We start from the raw sequence: 21246 nt of genomic DNA, 5'->3' as shown, positions 1-21246 counted from the left end.
GCGGCACACCACGCCGGGATCGCCACAGCTGTCGCTCGGTTTAGCGTCGCTACCCGATAGGCTGTGCTGCGACATGACTACATCGCGGCCGCCCGACCCGGGCCGTCGGCACGGGGGCATCAGCGGTAGGGCCGTTTGGTGGATCTTCACGCTGCTGGCGATTGCAGCCCTGGGCTACACGACGTGGCGGGCGCTGGGCAGCACGCCGTACCACATCGACGTCGACGTCTACCGGATGGCGGCACAGGCCTGGCGTGAAGGCCGGCCGCTCTACGGCGAGGACTGGTTCCAAACCCAGATCGACGGGACGGTGCTGCCGTTCACCTATCCCCCGATAGCCGCGGTGATGTTCGCCCCCCTCACCTGGGTGTCGCTGGGTACCGCCACCGCCGCGCTGACCGTCCTTTCGACACTGCTGCTGGTGGTGTCGATCACCATCGTGCTCACCGGTCTGAGGGTCCGCTTCGACGCGCGCCCCGACTGCGGACCGGCCTGGTGGCACCGCGCGGTGGTGGCCGTGGCGATCGTGGCGGCGTCGATCTGGCTGGATGCCGAACCGATCTGGGCCAACTTCGACTTCGGCCAGGTCAACGCGGTGCTGATGACGCTGGTGATCGCCGACTGCGTACCGCGCCGAACCTATTGGCCCCGCGGCACACTGCTGGGTGTCGCGGTGGCCCTGAAGCTGACCCCGGCCGTGTTCCTGCTCTACTTCCTCTTGCGCCGCGACCGGCGCGCCGCTATCACCACCGCGGCATCGTTCCTGGCGGCGACCCTGGTGGGCTTCGCAATGGCCTGGAGCGACTCCTGGCAGTACTGGACGCACACCGTCAGCGATACCGACCGCATCGGCGGGGCGAGCCTGAACACCAACCAGAACCTGGCCGGCGCGCTGGCCAGGCTGCCGCTGAACGACCACCTGCGCTCGGTGTTGTGGCTGGCGGGTTGCGTGTTGGTGCTCGCGACGATGTGGTGGGCCGCCCGCCGTGTGCTCGCCGCCGGCGAGCCCATCCTGGCGCTGGTCTGCGTGGCGCTGTTCGGGTTGGTGGTGTCGCCGGTGTCCTGGTCGCACCACTGGGTGTGGATGCTGCCCGCCGTGGTGGTGACGGTGGTGGTGGCCTACCGGCATCGTGCTGTCGCGCTGGGCGTGCTCAGTGTGGCCGGGGTGGCGCTGATGATGCGCAGTCCGATCGAGTTGCTGCCCGAACATCACGAGTCCGGCGCGGCGTGGTGGCGCCAATTGGCCGGTACGTCCTACGTGTGGTGGGCGCTGGCGGTGATCGTCACGGCCGGCGCCACGCTGCGGCCCGGCCCCCGGACGAATCCGGATCAGCCCGCCGCGGTCTCCGGAAACCGGGCGACCGGCTGACCCGTGGCCCCGTCCTGTTGCGGGACACCGTTTTTGACACTGGCCGCGTAGATGTCGACATATTCCTGACCCGACAGCCGCATCAATTCGTAGATCACCTCGTCGGTGACGGCACGCTCGATGAAGCGGTTGTCGGCCATCCCGTCGAAGCGGGAGAAGTCCATCGGCTCGCCGAAACGGACCGTGACCCGGCCGAACCGCAGCATCTTGGTGCCCGGCGGGTTGACCACGTTGGTACCGACCATGACGACCGGGATCACCGGGACGCCGGTGTGCAGCGCGAGCCGAGCCAATCCGGTCTTGCCCTTGTACAGCCGGCCGTCGGGCGAGCGAGTGCCTTCGGGGTAGATACCGAGCAGCTTGCCCTGCGACAGGATCCGCTGCGCTGTGGTCAGCGCGGCCTGCGCGGCGTCAGAATCGTTGCGGTCGATGGGAACCTGCCCGACGGCGGTGTAGAACGAGCGAGTGAGCCAGCCCTTGAGTCCGGTGCCGGTGAAGTACTCCGACTTGGCCAGGAAGGTGATCCGCCGACGCACCACCAGCGGCAGGTAGAAACTGTCCATGACGGCCAGGTGATTGCTGGCCAGGATGGCCGCACCGTCGTCAGGGATGTTCTCCAGACCCTCGACCTTCGGCCGCCCGATCAGGGCCAGCAGAGGCCCGAAGAATACGTACTTGACCAGCCAGTACCACATGGCCCCTCCCTCCTGCCCCCGCGCGGCGGCCGTGTTCGCGCCAACTTTACCGACCGGGCGTGGCTAGGGCCACACGGTGATTCGTCACATCGCGAATTCCGTGGAATTCCTCAGCTTTCGGTTTCGACGGTCACCGGAATGTGCTCATAGCTGGGCCGGGCCGGCGGTTGGCCGCCACCACCGTCTCCCCCGGGCGAGCCCGGGTCGGGCGGGCGTGGCCCCCCGCCGGTCGCATCGGTCTCCCCGACCACGGCACGGATCACCTCATACAGCGCGACGCTGTGCTCGGCGACCAGGGTGAGCAGCGGATGTTCTTCCCCGGTCACGAGCGCCGCCAGCGCGCACACCGGGCACCACACCTGTTGGCATTTGCCCGGGCCATCGCCGGCGGCCGCCAGCAGCGCCGCGGCACACACCGCCGGGTCGAGCCGATCCAGAATCGCCTGGGCGAGCTTGCGCAGCTCGGGCCCGAGTTCACCCAGATCGGGGTGCGCGCCAGCGTTCAACGTCGCACCTCCTCATCGCCAGTCACCGGCCACACATCCGGATTCGGCCGGAAACGGACCGTCAGTACGCTGCCACGCAGCGTTGCGTCCACGACCGTGCACCGCCGCAGGACCGACGCCAACCGAACCCGGCGTCTGGTTCCACCTGCACCGATGATCAGATCATCTCCGGATCGCCCCAGGCTCAGCGCACCGGAATCGACCTGGGGTAACTCTAGCCGCAGTCGATACACCGCCCCCAGCCCGGAACCAGACTCGCGGTCGACCACCGGCCGCACCGGACCCGGTGGCGCCGACCCGCCGCGGCGGCGGCTGTTCGCGAGCAGGTCGCCCAGCGCTTTGGGGCCGATCGGCTCGCCCGCCAGATGCGGGACCAGCACCATCGCCACATCACCGATGGCGCGGTCGACCTCTTCGAGGACGGTGCTCTGCTCACCGATCCGCTCGGCGTACCAGTCGAACGCCGGGTGGGCCGGCAGGTTGGTGTAGACGTATGAATCGTCCTGCAACAAAATCTGATTGACGATCAGCTCTGCCACCCGAACACCCGTCAGCGACAACGCCCCCAGGGTCCGGACGGCTTCGGCGGCCACCACCCGCTCGGCGGTCAGCACCAGGTGCGCGGCAACGGTGGTCTCATCGGTCAGTCGCTCGGCAAGCCGCTCGGCGGCGCCGCTGATCCGCTCGATCAACTCGACCAGCGCGGTCGATCGGGGATCCTCGGTTCCGCTGAGCCGGCGGTGCCGCGGCCAGGACCGCTCGGCATAGAGCGCCACGGTGGCGGGCAGGGTGAGCATCCGCATCGCATCGGCGGTGGACGCACAGTCGACGACGACCCGGTCCCATTGCCCACTGTCTGCGAGTTCGCCGACTTCGTGCAGGCCCAGTACCTCCTGGACCCCGGGAAGCGCCGAAAGCTCTTCGGGGGCAACGCTGCTCAGATCCGACTCCGGGAACCGCAAGGCCAGCACGTCGACCACGCCGGCCCAATGCCGCTCAAGCAGGGCCAGCGTGTCCAGCGCCAGCACGTCCAGACGGCCGCCCCCCGCACCGGCGTCATCGACTGCCACCGGGATGGGGTCCCGGCCGCCACTGGGCGGCACCGGCATTCCGAGCACGTCCCCGACCGAATGGGCCTGGTCGGTGGAGATCAGCAGCACCCGGTCTCCAGCACATGCCAGCGAGACAGCGGTCGCCGCCGCACACGTGGACTTGCCTACGCCGCCCTTGCCGAGGAACAGACTGATCGCAGCCACGGCCGGCGTCGCTGGCTCAGGCGGCCTCACTCAGCCTCTGCTCGCTTCTTCAGGTCCTTCAGCGCGGTGTCGGTCAGCCGTCGCTCCGCCTTGCGCTTGAGCAGGCCGATCATCGGAATCATCAGATCCACCGACAATTCGTAAAGGACCTCGGTCCCGGATCCCTTGGCCATCAAACGATATTCGCCGTCGAGGGCCTTCAGCAGAGAACTCGATGCCAGCGACCAACGCACCGAGCGACGGTCGGCCGACCAGTCATAGTCCAACACCATGGTGTCCTTGAGCACGGCGGCATCCAGCACTATGCGGGCTACCTTCGGATAACCGTCGGAATCGGTTTCGAGCACCTCGGCCTCGGTGTACTCCGAGACCCAGTCGGGGTAAGCGCCGATGTCGGCGATCACCTTCATCACCGTGTCCGGATCCGCCGCGATGTAGATCGTCTGAGCTGTCTTATCCGCCACGTACTTACTTCCCTAACTCGCTCGCGCCTGCCTGGAGGCCCTCGGCAGAGACGGTACCTCGCCAGCCCCGCCCTGGCGGGGTCAACTGACAGCGACGGGCGAGACCCCCACCGGTCGCGAACGCTCCAGGCGGTCCTTGATCTCAAAGGCCATCCGCTTGCCGGCCACCCGGCGGCGGTGGTTCAGCTTCGCCAAGTTCAGCCGGGCCAGCTGCCGGCCGGTCACACCGGCAGGTTCGGCGTGCAGAAAGTAGTGCAGCAGCACACCATCGAGCATCGGCTCCAACCAGATCTCCATGGTGCCGGTCAGCGGCCCGCTCACGGTCCACCGGATGCCCTTGTCGGCACGATCCTCGACCACCTGGAGCTGCAGGTCGGGCCACCACCGCTGCCAACTCGAGCGATCGGCGACAGCCGCGCCCACCTGCTCACCGGATGCGGCGACGAACGTCTCGTCGGCAACCTGGATACTGTTCATGGCCCCAGCTTCACATATGCCCCTGTGCGCGGATGGAACGCCCCGGGGTGCGCGGGGGCCCGCCGGCGGCCTGGGCAGTGAACACCGTCACACCCGCGCCAGGGCGCCGACTAGGCTGGGCGAAATTACTGCAGGCTGGCAAGAGAGGTCATGGCAATGCGTGAGTTCAGTGTTCCCGCGTCGTTCACCGTCGAGGAGCACGACAACGTCGCTGCGGTCGTCTTCGAGCACGAGCGCAACAACCCCGACTTCGTCATCTACCAGCGACTGGTCGACGGGGCCTGGACCGATGTCACCTGTGCCGAAGCCGCCGCGCAGATCCGTTCGGCCGCGCTGGGTCTGATCAGCCAGGGCGTGGCGGCCGGCGACCGGGTGGTCATCTTCTCGGCGACGCGCTACGAGTGGGCCATCCTGGACTACGCGATCTTGTCCATCGGCGCGGTCACCGTACCGATCTACGAAACGTCCTCGGCCGAGCAGGTCCGCTGGGTGATGCAGGACTCCAGCGCGGTGGTGGCGGTCGCCGAAACCGACGCCCACGCCCAGATCGTCAACGAGCTCGCAGGCGACCTGCCCGCGCTGCGGCGGGTGCTGACCATCGACGGCTCGGACACCCCGGCCCTCGACGAACTCGCCGAGGCCGGCGCCGGTCAGGACCCGGCCCAACTCACCTCGCGCCTCGATGCGCTGCGGGCCACCGACCCGGCGACGCTGATCTACACCTCGGGTACCACCGGACGTCCCAAGGGCTGCGAGCTCACCCACTCCAACCTCATCCACGAGGTGCGTGGCACCCAGGCCGCGCTGCCGACCCTGATGGTGTCCGGCCAGCGCCTGCTGGTCTTCCTGCCGCTGGCCCACGTGTTGGCTCGGGCCCTGAGCATCGCCGGCTTCGCCAACAAGGTCACCGTCGGATTCACCAGCGACATCAAGAACCTGGTGCCGATGTTCTCGGTGTTCAAGCCGACCGTGGTGGTGTCGGTGCCGCGGGTGTTCGAGAAGGTGTACAACACCGCCGCCCAGAACGCCGCCAACGACGGCAAGGGCCGCATCTTCGAGATGGCGGCCCAGACCGCGGTGGACTGGAGTGAGGCCACCGATCACGGTGGACCAGGCCTGTTGCTGCGCGCCAAGCACGCCCTGTTCGACAAGCTGGTCTACCACAAGCTGCGCACCGCGCTGGGCGGCAACTGCCGCGCCTCGGTCTCCGGCGGGGCGCCGCTGGGCGAACGGCTGGGCCACTTCTACCGCGGCGTCGGCCTGTCCATCTACGAGGGCTACGGGCTGACCGAGACCACCGCCGCCATCACCGTCAACCCGGTCGGCGGCATGAAGGTCGGAACCGTCGGAAAGCTGGTGCCCGGCAACAGCATGCGCATCGCCGAGGACGGTGAGCTGCTGGTCCGCGGCGGCGTGGTGTTCAACGGCTACTGGCGCAACGAGCAGGCCACCGCCGACGCGTTCACCGACGGTTGGTTCCGGACCGGTGACCTGGCCGCCATCGACGCCGATGGCTACCTGAAGATCACCGGCCGCAAGAAGGAGATCATCGTCACCGCCGGCGGCAAGAACGTCGCCCCCGCGGTGCTCGAGGACCAGCTGCGCTCGCACCCGCTGATCAGCCAGGCGATGGTCGTCGGCGACGCCAAGCCGTTCATCGGTGCCCTGATCACCATCGACCCCGAGGCCATCGAGGGCTGGAAGCAGCGCAACGGCAAGGCCAGCACCGCGACCCCGGCGGACCTGGCGACCGACCCGGATCTGATCGCCGAGGTGGACGCGGCGGTCAAGCAGGCCAATCTGTCGGTCTCGCACGCCGAGTCGATCCGCAAGTTCCAGATCCTGCCGGTCGACTTCACCGAGGCCACCGGCGAGCTGACCCCCACCATGAAGGTCAAGCGCAATGTGGTCGCGGAAAAGTTCGCCGACGCGATCGAGGCGATCTACGCCAAGGGCTGACCGACGCTGGGTCCGCCGCAACCCCGCGGTTCAGGCTTGCAGCAGGTCGGCCATGCGTCCGGCCAGTGTGTCCCAGCGCCAGTGCCCGGTCGCCCATTCGCGCCCGGCAGCACCCATCGCGGCGGCCCGGTCGGGGTCGGCGAGCAATCCGGCGACGGCGTCACCGATCTGCTCCACGGCCCGGCCGTCGACCACCAGCCCGGTCTGGTTGTGCAGGACGGTTTCGGGTGCGCCGCCCGAGTCGCCGGCCACCACCGGGACCCCGGCCGCCGACGCTTCCAGGAACACGATGCCCAAGCCCTCCACGTCAAGCCCGGCACCGCGGGTGCGGCACGGCATCGCGAACACATCGCCGAGCAGGTAGTAGGCCGGCAGTTCGGCGGCTGGTACACCGCCGGTGAAGGTCACCGCATCCGCAACCCCGCACTCGCCAGCCAGCTTGTGCAGCTTCTCGGCGTACGGCCCGCCGCCGACGATCACCAGCGCGGCCCCATCCACGCGTTGCCGAATCGCCGGCAACGCCCGGATCAGCATGTCCTGACCCTTGCGGGGCACCAGTCGCGATACGCACACCACGGTGGGACGCTCCCCCAGGCCATGCCGGGCCCGTAGTTCGGCGCGGGCACCCGAGTCGGGACGGAACCGGTCGGTGTCCACTCCGGGCGGCAGGTGCTCCAGCGCCGCGTTGGGGCCGAACGCCGAGGCGAACCGGCCACGGGTGTAGTGGCTGACGAACGTGACAGTGTCGCAGGAGTCGCCGATCCGGCGCAGCACCGAGCGGGCCCCGGGCAGCATCGACCAGCCCACCTCGTGGCCGTGCGTGCTGGCCACCACCCGGGTGGCACCGGCGGAGCGCGCCCGCTGCGCCTCCAGCGCCAGCGGGGCAGCCGCACCGAACCAGACGGTCTGTGCCCCGTGCTCGGCGATGAGCCGGCGCATCCGGGAGTCGACACCCGGCCCCGGCACCATCAGCGTGCCGGGATGGCGCACCACCTGGTAGCCGGCCGATTTCGCAGCCTCGTCGAAGGCGTCCGCACCCTTCCACTGGGGCGCATACACCGTCACGTCGTGGCGCCCACTACCGGCGATGCGGCGCACCAGCTCTTCCAGGTAGCACTGGATGCCGCCGGGACGCGGCGGAAAATCATTGGTTACCAGCAGGACCCGGCTCACCCGTGGGATGCTAGCGCGGTGACGATGCGGGCCGCCCGCGGCCCGAAGAGAAATCGCGCCATCAGGCACAGCGCGGTGACGATGCGCCCGTGACCCGATGTGGATTCGCGCCATCTAGGCTAACGGCCGGCGGCGACGGGCTCCGAATTCTGCGCCGGTGACAGAGGGAGGACGGCCGTGACCAGCCGCGTGGCCGATACGCGAACCACCCCGCGATCGCAGGTGGCGGCCTGGGCGCTGTGGGACTGCGGCGCGACAGGCGTCAATGCAGTCGTGGGCACCTTCGTCTTCTCCGTGTACCTGACCGGACAGGTCGGCGCGGGGCTGCCCGGCGCCACCACACCGGCAAGCTGGCTGGGCAAGGCGCTGACGTTCGCGGGGCTGTTCGTCGCGCTGTTGGCTCCCGCGATCGGGGTCTGGGTCAACGCCCCGCAACGTCGCCGCGCCGCGCTCGCGCTGTTCACCGGTCTGGTGGTGGTGCTGACCGCGATGATGAGCCTCATCGATGACGACTATCGGTACCTGGGTCCGGGGCTGGCCCTGCTGGCCTGCGCCGCGGTCTGCAGCGACCTGGCAACGGTGCCCTACAACGCTGTGCTGGGCCAACTGTCGACACCGCAGAATTCCGGCAGGATCTCCGGAATCGGCTCGGCCTCAGGCTTTTTCGGCAGCGTGCTGTTGCTGCTGGTCCTCTATGTCGGTTTCATCGCCGGCGATGGTGAGACCCGGGGCCTGTTCGGTCTCGCCGTCGACCACGGCCAGTACATCCGGGTGGCGATGCTGGTGGCCGCCGGTTGGCTGATCGTGTTCGCCTGCCCCCTGCTCTTTCTGGTGCGCACCCCGCCGGCCACCGAGCCGGCACCGGTGGCCGGGCTCCTGGGCGCCTACCGCACGCTGTGGCAGGAGATCAAGGCCGAGTGGCGTCGCGACCACAACGTCATCTACTACCTGCTGGCCAGCGCGGTGTTTCGCGATGGGCTCACCGGGATCTTCGCGTTCGGCGCGGTGCTCGGCGTCAGCGTGTACGGCGTATCGCAGGCCGACGTGCTGATCTTCGGCGTCTGCGTCAGCATCGTCGCCGCGGTGGGCGCGGTGGCGGGCGGCCGGCTCGCCGACCGCGCCGGTCCCAAGCCCGTCATCATCGGCTCGCTGGCCGCCATGGTCGCGGTCGGGTTGACCCTGCTGACCGCCTCCGGGCCGGTGGCGTTCTGGATCTGCGGGCTGTTGCTCTGCCTCTTCGTCGGTCCGATTCTGGCGTCCGCCAGGGCGCTGATGCTGCGCATGTCCGCACCGGGCAAGGAGGGGGTGGCCTTCGGCCTCTACACCACCGCCGGACGCGCCGCGTCATTCCTGGCGCCGTGGATGTTCTTCACATTTGTCGATCTGTTCGGCACCGACCGGGCCGGCATGGGTGGACTGTGCGTGGTCCTGGTGGCCGGCCTGATCGCCATGGTCGCCGTTCGGACACCACGCGAGGCGTCCTAGTCCATGTGGCTCACGGTGCTGGTGATGGCGTTTGCCGTGAGCCTCGAACCGTTCCGGATCGGTATGACGGTGTTGATGCTGAACCGGCCGCGACCAATGCTGCAACTGACCGCGTTCCTGATCGGCGGCTTCGCGATGGGGATGATCGTGGGGCTGCTCGTCTTGTTCGTCCTACGACGCCGGCTGCTCGGTTCGACCTATGTCACCTTGCCCCATGTTCAGATCCTGATCGGGGCGCTGGCGCTGGTGGCCGCCGCCGCGGTGGCCACCAAGGACAGGTGGTCGCGCCGCGCCACGCCGACGATGCCGACCCAGCGCCTGTTGCGCAGCAGCTCGCCGTGGATTGCGGCGGCGGCCGGCTTGGGGATCGCGTTGCCCTCGGTGGACTACCTCGCCGCACTCGCCGTCATCCTGGCCTCCGGCGCCGCGGTCACCGCGCAGGTCGGGGCGTTGCTGATGTTCCACGTCGTGGCGTTCGCGCTGATCGAGATCCCTCTGCTGGCATATGTATTCGCGCCCCAGCAGACACAGGCGGCGATCACCAGGATCAACGACTGGATTCGGTCACGTCGCCGCGTCGAGGTCGCCACCCTGCTCGCCGTCGTCGGCAGCCTGCTGCTGGCCGCCGGCATCCTCAGTCGCTGACGGTGTCGGCGGTTGGCCTGCCGGCGATTCGGCGTCCGGCAGCTGGGCGGCCAGGTACTCACCGAGGCCCCCGATCGTCGGATAGTCGAAGACCGCCGTCGCGTTGATGGTGAACGCGCCCCCGAACTGGCTGTGCAATCGGTTGCGCAGTTCGACCGCCATCAGGGAGTCCGTGCCCAGGTCCAGGAACCGACTGGTCGCGGCCGGCGGCTGCGCCAGGCGCAGAAACCCCTGAACTTCGCGCTGCAGGAACTCGGTGATGAAATCGGCCCGCTGCGCCACGGGAATCTCCTGCAGTTGCCGCAGCAATTCGGCGTCGCCGGCGGTATCCCCCGCAGCGCTGGGCAGCACCAGATCCAGAATCGGTGGACGGGAACTGCCCAACAGCTTCGCCGCACGCTGCCAGTTCGCCTTGAGGACGGTCGCCTGAGCGCATCCGCTGGCGACGACGGCGGCGAGCGCACCAAGAGCGGCCGAGGGTTCCAGTGGAACCAGCCCTTGCGCACCGATATTGGCGCGTGCTGCCTCCGACGAGGCCATCCCGCCCTGCCCCCAGGGCCCGAAGTTGACCCCGGTCGCCGGCAGGCCCCGAGCCTGGCGCTGCGCAACCAGCCCGTCGAGGAACGCATTGGCGGTCGAATAGTTGGCCTGCCCCGGCGATCCGAGCAAGCTGGACACCGACGAGGACACGATGAAGAAGTCCAGGGCGTCGTCTCGCGTCAGGCGGTCCAAGTACCAGGCGCCGAACGCCTTAGGCGCCAATACCGTCTGGAAGCTTTCCCGACTCTGCTGGGACAGCAGCGCGTCGTCGAGCACACCCGCCAGATGCGCGACGCCGGCCAGCGGAGGCAACTCGGTGCGGATTCGCTCCAGCAGCCCTGCCACCTCGGATTCGTCGCCGACATCGGCCGCAACGGTGTGAACACGGCACTTGTAGCGGTCGGTGATCTCCTCGATCGCCCGCTGCGCGTCGGCATCGGGTGTACGCCGACTGCTCAGCACGATGTCGCCGGCGCCGAGTTGAGCCAGATACGCCGCCAAGTGCAGGCCGATCGCGCCGAGGCCACCGGTGATCAGATACGTCCGGTCACCGCGCGGCTGTAGCGGCTCGGGCATCTGCACCACGATCTTGCCGATGTGCCGCGCCTGCTGCATGCGACGGAACGCCGTCCTGGCTTCGGTCAGCGGGTAGATCTCGGCGGGCAGCGGCGTCCATTCACCCTTGGCCAAGCCGTCGGACACCTCACCGAGCAGGGTGCGGATGCGGTCGGGTTCGGTGAACATCACGGTGTCCAACGCGACGATCTCGTAGGCGATGTCGGGGCGAGCCTCGGCCATCTGTTCCGGAGTCCAGATGTCTCGCTTGGCGATCTCCGCGAAACGCCCGCCCTGTGCCGTCGCCCGCAGGGTCGCCTCGATGAAGCCTTCGTTGGTCAGGCTGTTGAGCACCACATCCACGCCGGCACCGTCGGTATCGGCAAGGATCTGATCGGCGAAATCAGTTGTCCGCGAGTCATAGACATACTTCACGCCGAGCCTGCGCAGCGTCTCCCGCTTGAAGGTGCTCGCCGTCGCGTACACCTGCGCACCATGCTGCTGGGCCATTTGGATAGCGGCCAGCCCGACACCACCACTGGCGGCATGGATGAGCACCTTGTCGCCGGGATTCAGCTTCGCCCAGTCGAACGAAAGCCGAACCGTGAGCGCCGCGGCCGGAATCGTCGCGGCCTGCACCGCGCTCACCCCGTCCGGGATCGGTGCCACGAACTGGGCCGGTACAGCGAACCGGCTGGCGAAAGCGCCCTGCATGGAGCCGTAGACACGTTGGCCGACATCGAGTCCGGTCACCCCGTCGCCAAGTGCGGTGACGACGCCGGCGAAGTCGCCACCGACCGGCCCCGGATCGCCCGGGTACAGGCCCAACACGTTGAGCACATCCCGGAAGTTCAAGCCGGCGGCCTGCACCCGGACCTGTACATAGCCGGCGTCGGGCGGCGCCACCTCGACCTCGGTCAGCCGCAGGTTGTCGATCGCGCCACGCTCGGTCGGAGCCAGCGCATAGTCGGTGCCGCGCGGTACCGCGAGATGGCCGCTACGTGACCACTGCAGAAGCCGGGGCGCCAAGTACTTTCCTTGCCGCAGCGCAATTTCCGATTCGGCCATCGGTGTCGCGAGCAGACCCGCCAAGGCAACGACGGCCTCCGCGGATCCGTCGTGATCGAGCAGCCTGCAGTGCAGGGCCGGCTCCTCGTTGACGATGGTGCGCCCGAGTCCCCACAACGCCGCCTGCACCGGATCCACCGGCTCGCCGGATTCGGTGGCCACCGCTCGCTCGGTGACGAGCCACAGGCCGCCGGGCAGCTTGACCGCTCCCTCGCCCTGCAGCGCGTGCACGGCGCCGAGCAAATCGTCGATCTCGCGCTGTAGCCGCGCAGCAGCCTGGCCGCCGGACTCATCTGCCGTCGGTCCGCCGGCACGCCAGACGATTCCGGCGAACGACAACCCGCGCTGGTGCGCCTGCATCACGAACTGCCCCATGGGCTCCGGGTCGGTGTTGCGGTCCCAGGAGATGCAGCCCGGAAGGTGGGCCGCCAACTCGTCGAATCCGGCGATCAACCAGGTGCCGCCGGCCGTCGCGGTCTCCTCGGCCGGCGGCGGCGCCGGCACCTCGTGCCAGCCGAGGCTGTACAGCAGCCGAGTGCTGTCGCCGCCGAGCCCGCGCAACAACGCCTCGCGGGGCGCGCGTTTGACCGTGAACTCCCGGATCCCGCCGAGGTGGCGGTTGTCTCGGTCCACGAAGTCCAGATCGAAGACCTGGGTTTCACTGTCGAGAGCGCTGACGTGCCATCGGGCGCGGCAATAGAACCGCCGCGGCATCTTCTCGGCCAACATCACCTGGCCGTACCGCAGCGGCAGGAAAAGGTCGTGCACCCCCTGCTCGGCCGCCAGCAGCGCCGGAAATGCCGGGAACGCCACCCCGGTGCACAGGTCGAGCAGCACCGGATGCATGGGTTCTGCGCCCAGGTGTTCGGCGAGTTCGGCGCCGACGGTGATATCGCCGATCGCCTCGCCCTCGCCGAGCCACAGCGATTTCAGGCAACCCGACCAGCTGGGTCCCCACGCCAGCTCCATGTCCGCGAAGGTCTCGAACAGTTCCTGCGGCCGCATGCGTTCGAGGCGTTCGATGGCCACATCGATCGGATCCGCCGGATCGGATTCGGGTTCAGCTTCGCTGCCGGCGATACCGGAGAGCACCACGCCGTCGGCGTTCAATGCCCATTCGGCGTCCCGGACACCGTAAGGACGGCTGTGCACCTGGAAGCTCCAGGACTCCCCGTTCTCCGACCCCTCGTCACGCGGATGCAGGGTCAGTTGGACTTCCCGAGAACTCTTCTCCGCCAGAATGATCGGCTCGTAGAAGAACACTTCTTGCACCCGGGCCGGCGGGCCGACCGCCGCCAGGGCCATCGCCGCATACGTCGCGCCCGGGACGACGACGGTGCCATAGATCACGTGGTCGGCCAGCCAAGGCTGCGACTTGACCGACAGCCTGCTGGTGTACACCGAGTCACCGGATGCCAGGTCCTTGGTGCTGCCGAGAATTCCCGAAACAACGGGGCCGTCGACCGTGACGCCCGACGACCGGGGCCAAAAACGCCGGCGCTGGAACGGATAAGTGGGCAGCTCCATCCGGTACGAGGGCCGGTGCGCCAACGCGTCGAAGTTCGGCCGATGGCCACTGACATAGGCCGCGGCCAGCGCTTCGGCAATCTGACGCCGGTCGCCGACGCCCTTGCGCAACGACACGATCGCACGTGGAGCAGCCAGGTGGTCCGGCCAGACCTGCACCGCGTTGCCGGTCAGCACCGGTTGCGGCCCGATCTCCATCAGCACCGAACATCCCAGTGCCGCCACGGTCCGCACGCTTTCGGCGAACTGGACCGGCTGGCGGGAATGCCGACGCCAATACGGTGCGTCCAGCGGCGTTTCGGCCATGAGCACCGACCCGGTGCGGTTGCAGACCAACGGCAACGTCGGCACAGCGAACTGCAACTGCTGCGCATACGCTTCGAATTCACCGAGCACCGGGTCCAACAGCTCCGAGTGGAAGGCGTGGCTGGTATGCAGCCAGCTGCAGCGGATTCCGTCCTCCCCGAACGCCGCGACGATCTTCTCCAGGTCCGCTCCCGGACCCGAGAGCACGGTATTGGGCCCGTTGTAGGCCGCAATCGACACTCGCGGAAACTCGTTGACAACGACTTCGATGGGGTTGGCGTCGGCGAACACCGCGACCATCCGTCCGCCTTCCGGCAGGCTGCCGAACAGCCTGCCCCGCTCGGCCATCAGCCGTGCTCCGTCCTCAAGACTGAAGACGCCGGCCACACACGCCGCCGCGTACTGGCCCACACTGTGCCCCAGCACCACATCGGGCTCGATGCCCCACGACTTCCATAGCCGGGCCAGTCCCATCTCGACCGCGAAAAGTGCCGGTTGAGCAAACGACGTGTGCTGCAACAACTCCGCCGTGCCTCGGTTGGTCGCGAACAGCACGTCGAGCAATGGACGCGGCAGCATCCCTGCGACCGCATCGGCACACCGTGTCACGGTGTCGGCGAAAACCGGCTCGGCATCGAACAGTTCGCGGGCCATTCCCGGATGCTGGCTGCCCTGGCCGGTGAACAGCCACGCCGTCGTGGGCCGGTCGCCGCACTCGCCGCGCAGCACGCCGGGACGCAGGCGATTCTCGGCCAAGTCGGTCAGGCCGTCAGCGGCACTGCGAACCGAATCCACGACCAGTGCTGCTCGATGCTCGAAATGCGAGCGCCCGATTCCGGCCGTACGGCAGACATGGGCGATGTCGACATCTGGGTGGGTGTCCAACCAGGCCCGATACCGTTGCACCAGCGCCACCAGGGCCTCGGGTGACCGCGCCGACAGCGCCAGCACGTTGACCGACTCCCCGGAGTCCTCCGGTGTCGGCGCCACCGCGGATCGGTCGCCGGAGTGATCCGGCGGGGACGGCGCCTCCTCGATCAGCACGTGCGCGTTGGTACCGGTGAATCCGAACGAGCTCACGCCCGCGCGTCGAGGTCTGCCATTGGTCTGCCACGGCACCGGCTTGTCCACGACCCGAATCGGCAACGAGTCCCACGGGATATGCGGCGAAGGCTTGTCGAAGTGCAGGCTGGCCGGCAGCACGCCGTGCTGCAACGACAGCACGACCTTGATCAGACCGGCTGCCCCTGAAGCTGATTCGAGGTGACCGATGTTGGTCTTCACCGAACCCATCAACAGTGGCCGATCCGCATCCCGACCTGCGCCGTAAACGGCTCCCGCTGCCTGTACCTCGATCGGATCACCCAGCGGGGTGCCCGTTCCGTGCGCCTCGAGATAGTCGACATCGCCACCGATCAGCCCGGCGCGGGCCAGTGCGGTGCCGATCAGTCGCTGCTGCGCACCCCCGTTGGGAACCGTCAGGCCACTGGAGGCGCCGTCCTGGTTGGTCGCGCTACTCGGGATGACCGCGGCAACCCGGTCGCCGTCGCGCACCGCATCACTGAGGCGCTTGAGCACCAGAACCCCGCAGCCCTCACTGCGCACATATCCGTCGGCGGAGGCATCGAACGTCTTGCATCGCCCGACCGGGGAAAGCATCCTGGCGCGCGAGGCGGCGATGACGGTGACCGGGCTGAGCAATACGTTCACGCCGCCGGCCACCGCCAGATCGCAGTCCCCGGAGCGCAACGCCAGGCAAGCCTGGTGAACGGCCACCAACGACGAACTGCAGGCAGTGTCGAGCGCCACGGCCGGGCCCTCCAGCCCGAGCGCGAAGGCCACCCGGCCGGAGATGGCGTTGAGCGCGTTGCCGGTGATGAAGTAGGGCTCTATCTTGTCGACCGGCTCCGCGGACAGCAGGTGCGCATACTCATTGGCGGCCACACCGGTGAAGACACCGGTTCGGCTGCCGCGCAACGTTGCCGGTGCATAGCCGGCCCGTTCGAAACCCTCCCAGACGGTTTCGAGCATCAGCCGTTGTTGCGGCTCGATCCATACCGCCTCGCGTGGGGAGATGCCGAAGAACTCCGGATCGAACTCGTCTATCCCGTCGATGAATCCGCCGAAGCGACTGTAGATCTTGCCCGGGGCTTCGGGATCGGGGTCGTAGAACTCGTCGATGTCGAACCGGTCTTCCGGTACCTCTCGGATCGCATCGACGCCTTCGGACAACAACTCCCAGAATGCTTCCGGATCGGGTGCGCCGGGGAACCGGCACGACACCGCGAGGATCGCGATCGGCTCGTCGGTGGCCGTCGACTGTACCGAGACCGGCTGGGTACGTGCGTTGGCCGAGGACTGTTCGCTGAGCTCGAGGACCTCGCCGAGCAGGTAGTCCACCACGTCGGAGAGCCGCGGGTAGTCCATGGCCAGGGTGGCCGGTATCTCGCTGCCGACCCCCTGTTCGATGCGCTGCCGCAATTCGACGGCCATCAGCGAGTCCATGCCGAGGTCAAAGAATCCTGCGTCCTCGCGGATCTCGGCCGGGTCGACCCGCGTCACCTCGGCTACCGCACCGCGAAGGTAGTCCGACAGAAGCTTTCTGCGCTGCTGCACCGGGGCGGTTGTCAGCCGCTCGACCAGTTCGGTCTTCCCGGAGCGAGCCGCCGACGGCGCCGCCCCCGTCAGGTGGCTGGGGACCTCGCGTTCGAGTTCCGCCAGGAACGGGCGCCGGCCGGACTGCTGATAGAGCGGCAGGAACTTCGCCCAGTCGACCCGCGCTACGACGCCCTGTGCGGGACCCGGCGCCGGCCCCCGCCCGACCGACGCCGCGATCACATCGGCCATCCCGGCCAGCGCGTCGGCCGGGGACAGTGTCGCGATACCACGCTTGCTCAGCCGGGCGCGCGACTCCTCGTCGGCCATGCCCACCGACCACGGCCCGAAGTTGACGCTGATCCCCCGCATGCCCCGCTCACGCAACCGCCAGGCCAGCCCGTCCAAGAAGGCGTTGGCCGCGCCGTAGGCGCTCTGACCGAATCCGCCCCAGACCGAGGCGATCGAGGAGGTGCAGACGAAGAAGTCCAGCACAAGATCCGCCGTTGCTTCACTCAGCTGCCATGCCCCCCACACCTTTCCGGCGAAGACACGATCGAGTTCGGCTTGATGGGAGTCGGCGTCCAGCGCGCTGAGCGGGCTGGTGGCGATCTCTCCTGCGGCGTGGACGATGCCGGCCAACGGGGGCAGTTCGCCCTGCACGGTTGCCAACAGGCTCGCGACGTCGTGTGCGTCGGCGACGTCGGCCGTGATCGCCCGCACTGCGCAGCCGTACTGTTCGCGTACCACATCGATGCGTTGTCGGGCGGCCTCGCCGGGCGCGTGTCGACCGGTCAGCACCAGCTGCCGGGCACCGTGCGCCGCCAGGAATGCCGCGGTCTCCAGCCCGATCGAACCCAGCCCACCGGTCACCAGATACGTCGCGTCATCGCGCAATGTCAGCGGTGCCGGGTTGGGCTCGACCGCGCGCCGAATCAACCGGGGCACATAGGCGGTGTCGTCACGCAGTGCGATCTGGTCTTCTCGGCTACCGGGGTCGGCCGGCGCCACGATCTGGTCGATCAAGCTCGACCACTGGTCGGGGCCGGTCGAACTCAGGTCCGCCAGCCCGCCCCACAGTTGCGGAGTTTCCAGGGAGGCAGCCCGCCAGAAACCCCAGAGGCAGCTCTGCTCGGGCGCCACGACGTCGGCGTCCGTGACTCGCTGGCCGTCACGGGTAACCACCCAGATGGGGCAGCGCAGTTCGGCTGAGATCGCCGCACCCACAAGCCTCCGGGTGCCCCCGAGCACCCGGTGCTGCATGCGCGCCAGCGAGCGCGGCCCCGACGCAGCGGAGTCCAGGGCAGCGACATGCAAGATCCGCAGTTCCGGTTGGTCGGCCGCCGCGGCGCGCAGCATCGCGGCGAGTTCTTCCTGGTCGCCGTCAGATCCCGGCAACCCGACCACCTGATACCGATACCCACGCGTCGTCAGCGCTGCGGCCAAGGGCTCAAGCGCAGCGGGGTCATCGCCGATGACAAACCAGGTGGATCCGTCGGATTCGTCGGCGCCCGACGCCGGCGTCGGATGTGCCTGCCACTGGATCTCGTAGCGCGTATCCGAGATCGACCGGGTCTTGCGCTGCTGGTTATGTTGCGCGGCAAGCTTTGTCAGCACCTTGTACGTCTGTTGGTCGTCACCCGAATCGCCGAGCAATTCCGCGAGCTCGTGAATCCGGCCGTCCTCGAGGAGGCGGACGGCTTCGGTGCTGGCGGCGAGGTGCTGTTGCTGGCTGGGCCGCTCCCGCTGGTCTCGGAACCAGTACTCGCGGTGTTCGAACGGATAGGTCGGTAGGTCGACCTTGCGCGCGTGCGACGCTCGAACAGCACCGAAGTCGGGCACGTGGCCAACCGCGTAGGCCTCGGCGAGGGCTTCGGTGATCTGTCGCTGGTCGGCGGCGTTGCGGCGCAATGATGCGATCGCCCGCGGCACGGTGGCCGGGTCGGGCCATGCCCGCAGCGCCGCGGCGGTGAGCACCGGCTGCGGGCCGATCTCGAGCAGCACTTTGCAGCCGAGATCGGCGAGGGTTCGTACGGTCTTGGCGAATTCCACCGGCTGCCGCGCGTGGCGCCGCCAGTAGTTGCCGTCGAGCCGCACGCTGCGCCCAACCGCCGAGCCGGTGCGGTTGCAGATCAGAATCCGTTGGGGAGGACGGTAGTCGCACCGATCGGCATATGCCTCGAATTCGTCGAGGATCGGATCCAGCAATGCCGAGTGGAACGCGTGACTGGTCTCCAGCCAGTCGCACCGGACGCCGTCGGCGATCAGCTGGGCCACCGCCCGCTCGAGATCCCCAGCAGGCCCGGACAACACGGTGTTGGCGCCGTTGTAGGCGGCGATGGACAGAGTCGGGAACTCGTTGGTCAGGTGCTCGACACGCTCGGCCGCGGTGAACACCGCCACCATCCGGCCGCCCGCCGGCAGACTCCCGAACAGCCGGCCGCGCTCGGCCATCAGCCGCGCCCCGTCCTCGAGGCTCAGGACACCTGCGACGCAGGCCGCCGAGTACTGGCCGACACTGTGGCCTGCAACCACATCAGGCTCGAACCCCCACGACTGCCAGAGCCGCGCCAAGCCCATCTCGACCGCGAACAGGGCCGGCTGAGCGTAGCTGGTCTGCCGCAGGGTTTCTTCGCCATACAGACCGTCCACGTCGAAAATGACGTCCAGTAACGGCTTTTCGAGAATGTCAGACAACACGTCCGCACAGTGGTTCAGGGTCTCGGCGAACACCGGCTCGGTGTCGAACAACTCGCGCGCCATGCCCGGGTACTGGCTGCCCTGACCGGTGAACAGCCATGCCGTCTTCGGGGTGTCGCCGGAGATTCCGCGCACCAGGCCTGGGGCCGGGCGGTCGTCTGCGAGCGCACCGAGCAGCTCGGTGGCGGACTCCGTCGAGTCGACGACCAGCGCGGCCCGGTGCTCGAAGTGTGCGCGCCCCACCCCGGCGGTGAAGCACACGTCCGCCAGAGCGGCCTGCGGATGCGCGCTGAGCCAGTTGCGGTAGTCCTGCGCGAGCTTGACCAGTGCGGTGGGCGTGCGGGCGGACAGCGGAAGAATGCGCAACGTGCGCTTGGTGTCGCGCGGGCTCGGTGTCGCCGCCGGTTCCTCGGGTGGCGCTGGAGCCTCTTCGATGATGACGTGGGCGTTGGTCCCGGCGAACCCGAACGAGCTGACTCCAGCGATGCGGGGTTGCCCGTTGCGTTCCCAGGCGGTGGCCTGTCCAACGACCTGCACGGCGAGCCGCTCCCAGGGGATGTGCGGCGACGGATTGTGGAAATGCAGGTGCTGGGGCAGCAATTCGTTCTCAAGCGACAGGATGACCTTGATGACACCCGCGATTCCCGCGGCCGCCTCGAGGTGTCCGATGTTGGTCTTCGCCGATCCCATCAAGAGCGGCCGGTTCGGATCGCGGCCCTCACCGAGCACTGCGCCGGCGGCCTGCGCCTCGATCGGGTCACCCAGAGATGTCCCGGTCCCGTGCGCCTCCAGGTAACCGACATCGGCGGGCGCGATACCGGCGCGGTGCAATGCATCGGCGATAACCCGTTGCTGAGCAACGCCGTTCGGCACCGTCAGGCCGCCCGACGCGCCATCCTGGTTGATCGCGCTGCCCCGGATCACCGCCCGAATCCGGTCTCCGTCGGAGAGGGCGTCCGCCAGACGCTTGATGACGATGACACCGCAGCCCTCACCGCGCACATAGCCGTCCGCGGCCGCGTCGAATGTCTTGCACCGGCCGTCGGGGGCGAGCATGTGCGCATGCGAGAACGTGACCATGGTCGCCGGGGTCAGCAGAACATTCGCGCCGCCGGCCAGCGCCAGGTCGCATTCGCCCAGGCGCAGCGCCTGGCACGCCTGGTGGATCGCCACCAGTGACGAGCTGCACGCTGTGTCGACGGCGACAGACGGGCCCTGCAATCCCAGCCGATAGCTGATCCGTCCAGCCGCGGCGGCATTGGACGTCCCGATCGCCATGTACGCCTCGATCTCCGGGTAGGCGAGCTCCGCGGATGCCATACCGAGGTAATCATGGGTCGCCAGACCGACGAACACGCCGGTGTTGCTGTTCGCCAAAGCCGTTGGCGCAGTGCCCGAATGCTCCACCGCCCGCCATGCCGTCTCCAGCAACAGCCGATGCTGCGGGTCGAGCAACCTGGCCTCACGTGTCGAGATACCGAAGAACGGGGCGTCGAATCCCGTCACGTCATCGACGAAACCCGCCCGCCGGGTCACCACCTTGCCCGGTGCACCGGGCTCCGCGTCGAAGAACTCGTCCGCGTCCCAACGGTCGGCGGGCACCTCCGACACCGCGTCACGCCCTTGGCGCAACACCTGCCAGAACTCATCTGCGCCCGCCGCACCCGGAAAACGGGCCGCGTAGCCGACTATCGCGAACCCTGGTGGTGACCCTTTCCACTCCCCGACCGATGCCATACGCCGCCTTCCCCTGCCTCGTCGGCCACGATTCGTTCCCCCCGCGGCCGGTCCGAATTGCCCACCCAGACTCCCCCGCCATCGACCGGTAGTGCAAGAGCTGTGAGCGGATCCCTGGCAAACTCGGCGGACTTCCCCCAGGTGGGAGTGACCGCTGCCCACGATCCGCGGCGGAGCCGTTCACCCGAG

11 protein-coding genes are annotated in these 21246 nt (G+C 68.4%); 4 read left to right on the top strand and 7 right to left on the bottom strand.

Going from position 1 to position 21246, the window contains the following annotated elements:
- Positions 1-73: 73 nt before the first annotated feature.
- Positions 74-1369, top strand: a complete 1296-nt coding sequence (locus ACKY0W_RS09165; protein ID WP_409437300.1) for a glycosyltransferase 87 family protein — start codon at positions 74-76, stop codon at positions 1367-1369.
- Here the strand turns inward: ACKY0W_RS09165 and ACKY0W_RS09160 are convergent.
- The 5 genes from ACKY0W_RS09160 to ACKY0W_RS09140 all read right to left on the bottom strand — a co-directional run bounded on the left by ACKY0W_RS09160 (position 1330) and on the right by ACKY0W_RS09140 (position 4767).
- Entirely contained in the window at positions 1330-2064 is a 735-nt protein-coding gene (locus ACKY0W_RS09160; RefSeq protein ID WP_409437299.1) for a lysophospholipid acyltransferase family protein, read from the bottom strand. The two genes, ACKY0W_RS09165 and ACKY0W_RS09160, sit on opposite strands and share 40 nt — an antisense overlap.
- 110 nt (positions 2065-2174) lie before the next feature.
- Positions 2175-2570: a hypothetical protein gene (locus ACKY0W_RS09155; protein ID WP_409437298.1), complete on the bottom strand. Its 396-nt coding sequence runs from the start codon at positions 2568-2570 to the stop codon at positions 2175-2177.
- The gene (locus tag ACKY0W_RS09150) at positions 2567-3826 is read right to left on the bottom strand and encodes an ArsA family ATPase (RefSeq protein ID WP_406781880.1); all 1260 of its coding nucleotides are present in this window, start codon (positions 3824-3826) and stop codon (positions 2567-2569) included. The genes ACKY0W_RS09155 and ACKY0W_RS09150 overlap by 4 nt, the downstream gene beginning before the upstream one ends.
- 26 nt (positions 3827-3852) lie before the next feature.
- Positions 3853-4290: an SRPBCC family protein gene (locus tag ACKY0W_RS09145; protein ID WP_409437297.1), complete on the bottom strand. Its 438-nt coding sequence runs from the start codon at positions 4288-4290 to the stop codon at positions 3853-3855.
- 81 nt (positions 4291-4371) lie between these two features.
- Positions 4372-4767 carry a polyketide cyclase / dehydrase and lipid transport gene (locus tag ACKY0W_RS09140; protein WP_406758361.1) on the bottom strand — a complete coding sequence of 132 codons (396 nt, stop codon included), beginning with the start codon at positions 4765-4767 and terminating at the stop codon, positions 4372-4374.
- 156 nt (positions 4768-4923) lie between these two features.
- Here ACKY0W_RS09140 and ACKY0W_RS09135 point away from each other — a divergent pair, with 156 nt between their 5' ends.
- The gene (locus ACKY0W_RS09135) at positions 4924-6726 is read left to right on the top strand and encodes an AMP-dependent synthetase/ligase (protein WP_409437296.1); all 1803 of its coding nucleotides are present in this window, start codon (positions 4924-4926) and stop codon (positions 6724-6726) included.
- A 30-nt stretch (positions 6727-6756) separates the two neighbouring features.
- Here ACKY0W_RS09135 and ACKY0W_RS09130 read toward each other — a convergent pair whose 3' ends face one another.
- Complete coding sequence (locus ACKY0W_RS09130) at positions 6757-7899, bottom strand: glycosyltransferase family 4 protein (RefSeq protein WP_409437295.1); 1143 nt, start codon at positions 7897-7899, stop codon at positions 6757-6759.
- A gap of 177 nt (positions 7900-8076) precedes the next feature.
- Between ACKY0W_RS09130 and ACKY0W_RS09125 the strand changes: the two genes are divergently transcribed.
- Together ACKY0W_RS09125 and ACKY0W_RS09120 are read left to right on the top strand one after the other, a co-directional pair.
- A complete protein-coding gene (locus ACKY0W_RS09125) occupies positions 8077-9384 on the top strand; it encodes an MFS transporter (protein ID WP_409437294.1) in 1308 nt (435 codons plus the stop codon).
- Positions 9385-9387: 3 nt separating this feature from the next.
- Entirely contained in the window at positions 9388-10029 is a 642-nt protein-coding gene (locus tag ACKY0W_RS09120; protein WP_409437293.1) for a GAP family protein, read from the top strand.
- Here ACKY0W_RS09120 and ACKY0W_RS09115 read toward each other — a convergent pair.
- Entirely contained in the window at positions 9949-21057 is an 11109-nt protein-coding gene (locus ACKY0W_RS09115) for an SDR family NAD(P)-dependent oxidoreductase (protein WP_409437292.1), read from the bottom strand. The genes ACKY0W_RS09120 and ACKY0W_RS09115 overlap by 81 nt on opposite strands.
- Positions 21058-21246 lie beyond the last annotated feature (189 nt).

Source organism: Mycobacterium sp. SMC-14, from assembly GCF_046250075.1.
Lineage (GTDB): Bacteria > Actinomycetota > Actinomycetes > Mycobacteriales > Mycobacteriaceae > Mycobacterium.
Note: the sequence above shows the minus strand (reverse complement) of the source record. Positions and strands in the feature narration are given on the sequence as shown.

Excerpts from the sequence above, each read along its gene's own strand:
- ACKY0W_RS09120 (WP_409437293.1), top strand. The coding sequence starts at position 9,388 with ATGTGGCTCACGGTGCTGGTGATGGCGTTTGCCGTGAGCCTCGAACCG.
- ACKY0W_RS09115 (WP_409437292.1), bottom strand. The coding sequence starts at position 21,057 with ATGGCATCGGTCGGGGAGTGGAAAGGGTCACCACCAGGGTTCGCGATA.
- ACKY0W_RS09135 (WP_409437296.1), top strand. The coding sequence starts at position 4,924 with ATGCGTGAGTTCAGTGTTCCCGCGTCGTTCACCGTCGAGGAGCACGAC.
- ACKY0W_RS09165 (WP_409437300.1), top strand. The coding sequence starts at position 74 with ATGACTACATCGCGGCCGCCCGACCCGGGCCGTCGGCACGGGGGCATC.
- ACKY0W_RS09160 (WP_409437299.1), bottom strand. The coding sequence starts at position 2,064 with ATGTGGTACTGGCTGGTCAAGTACGTATTCTTCGGGCCTCTGCTGGCC.
- ACKY0W_RS09140 (WP_406758361.1), bottom strand. The coding sequence starts at position 4,767 with ATGAACAGTATCCAGGTTGCCGACGAGACGTTCGTCGCCGCATCCGGT.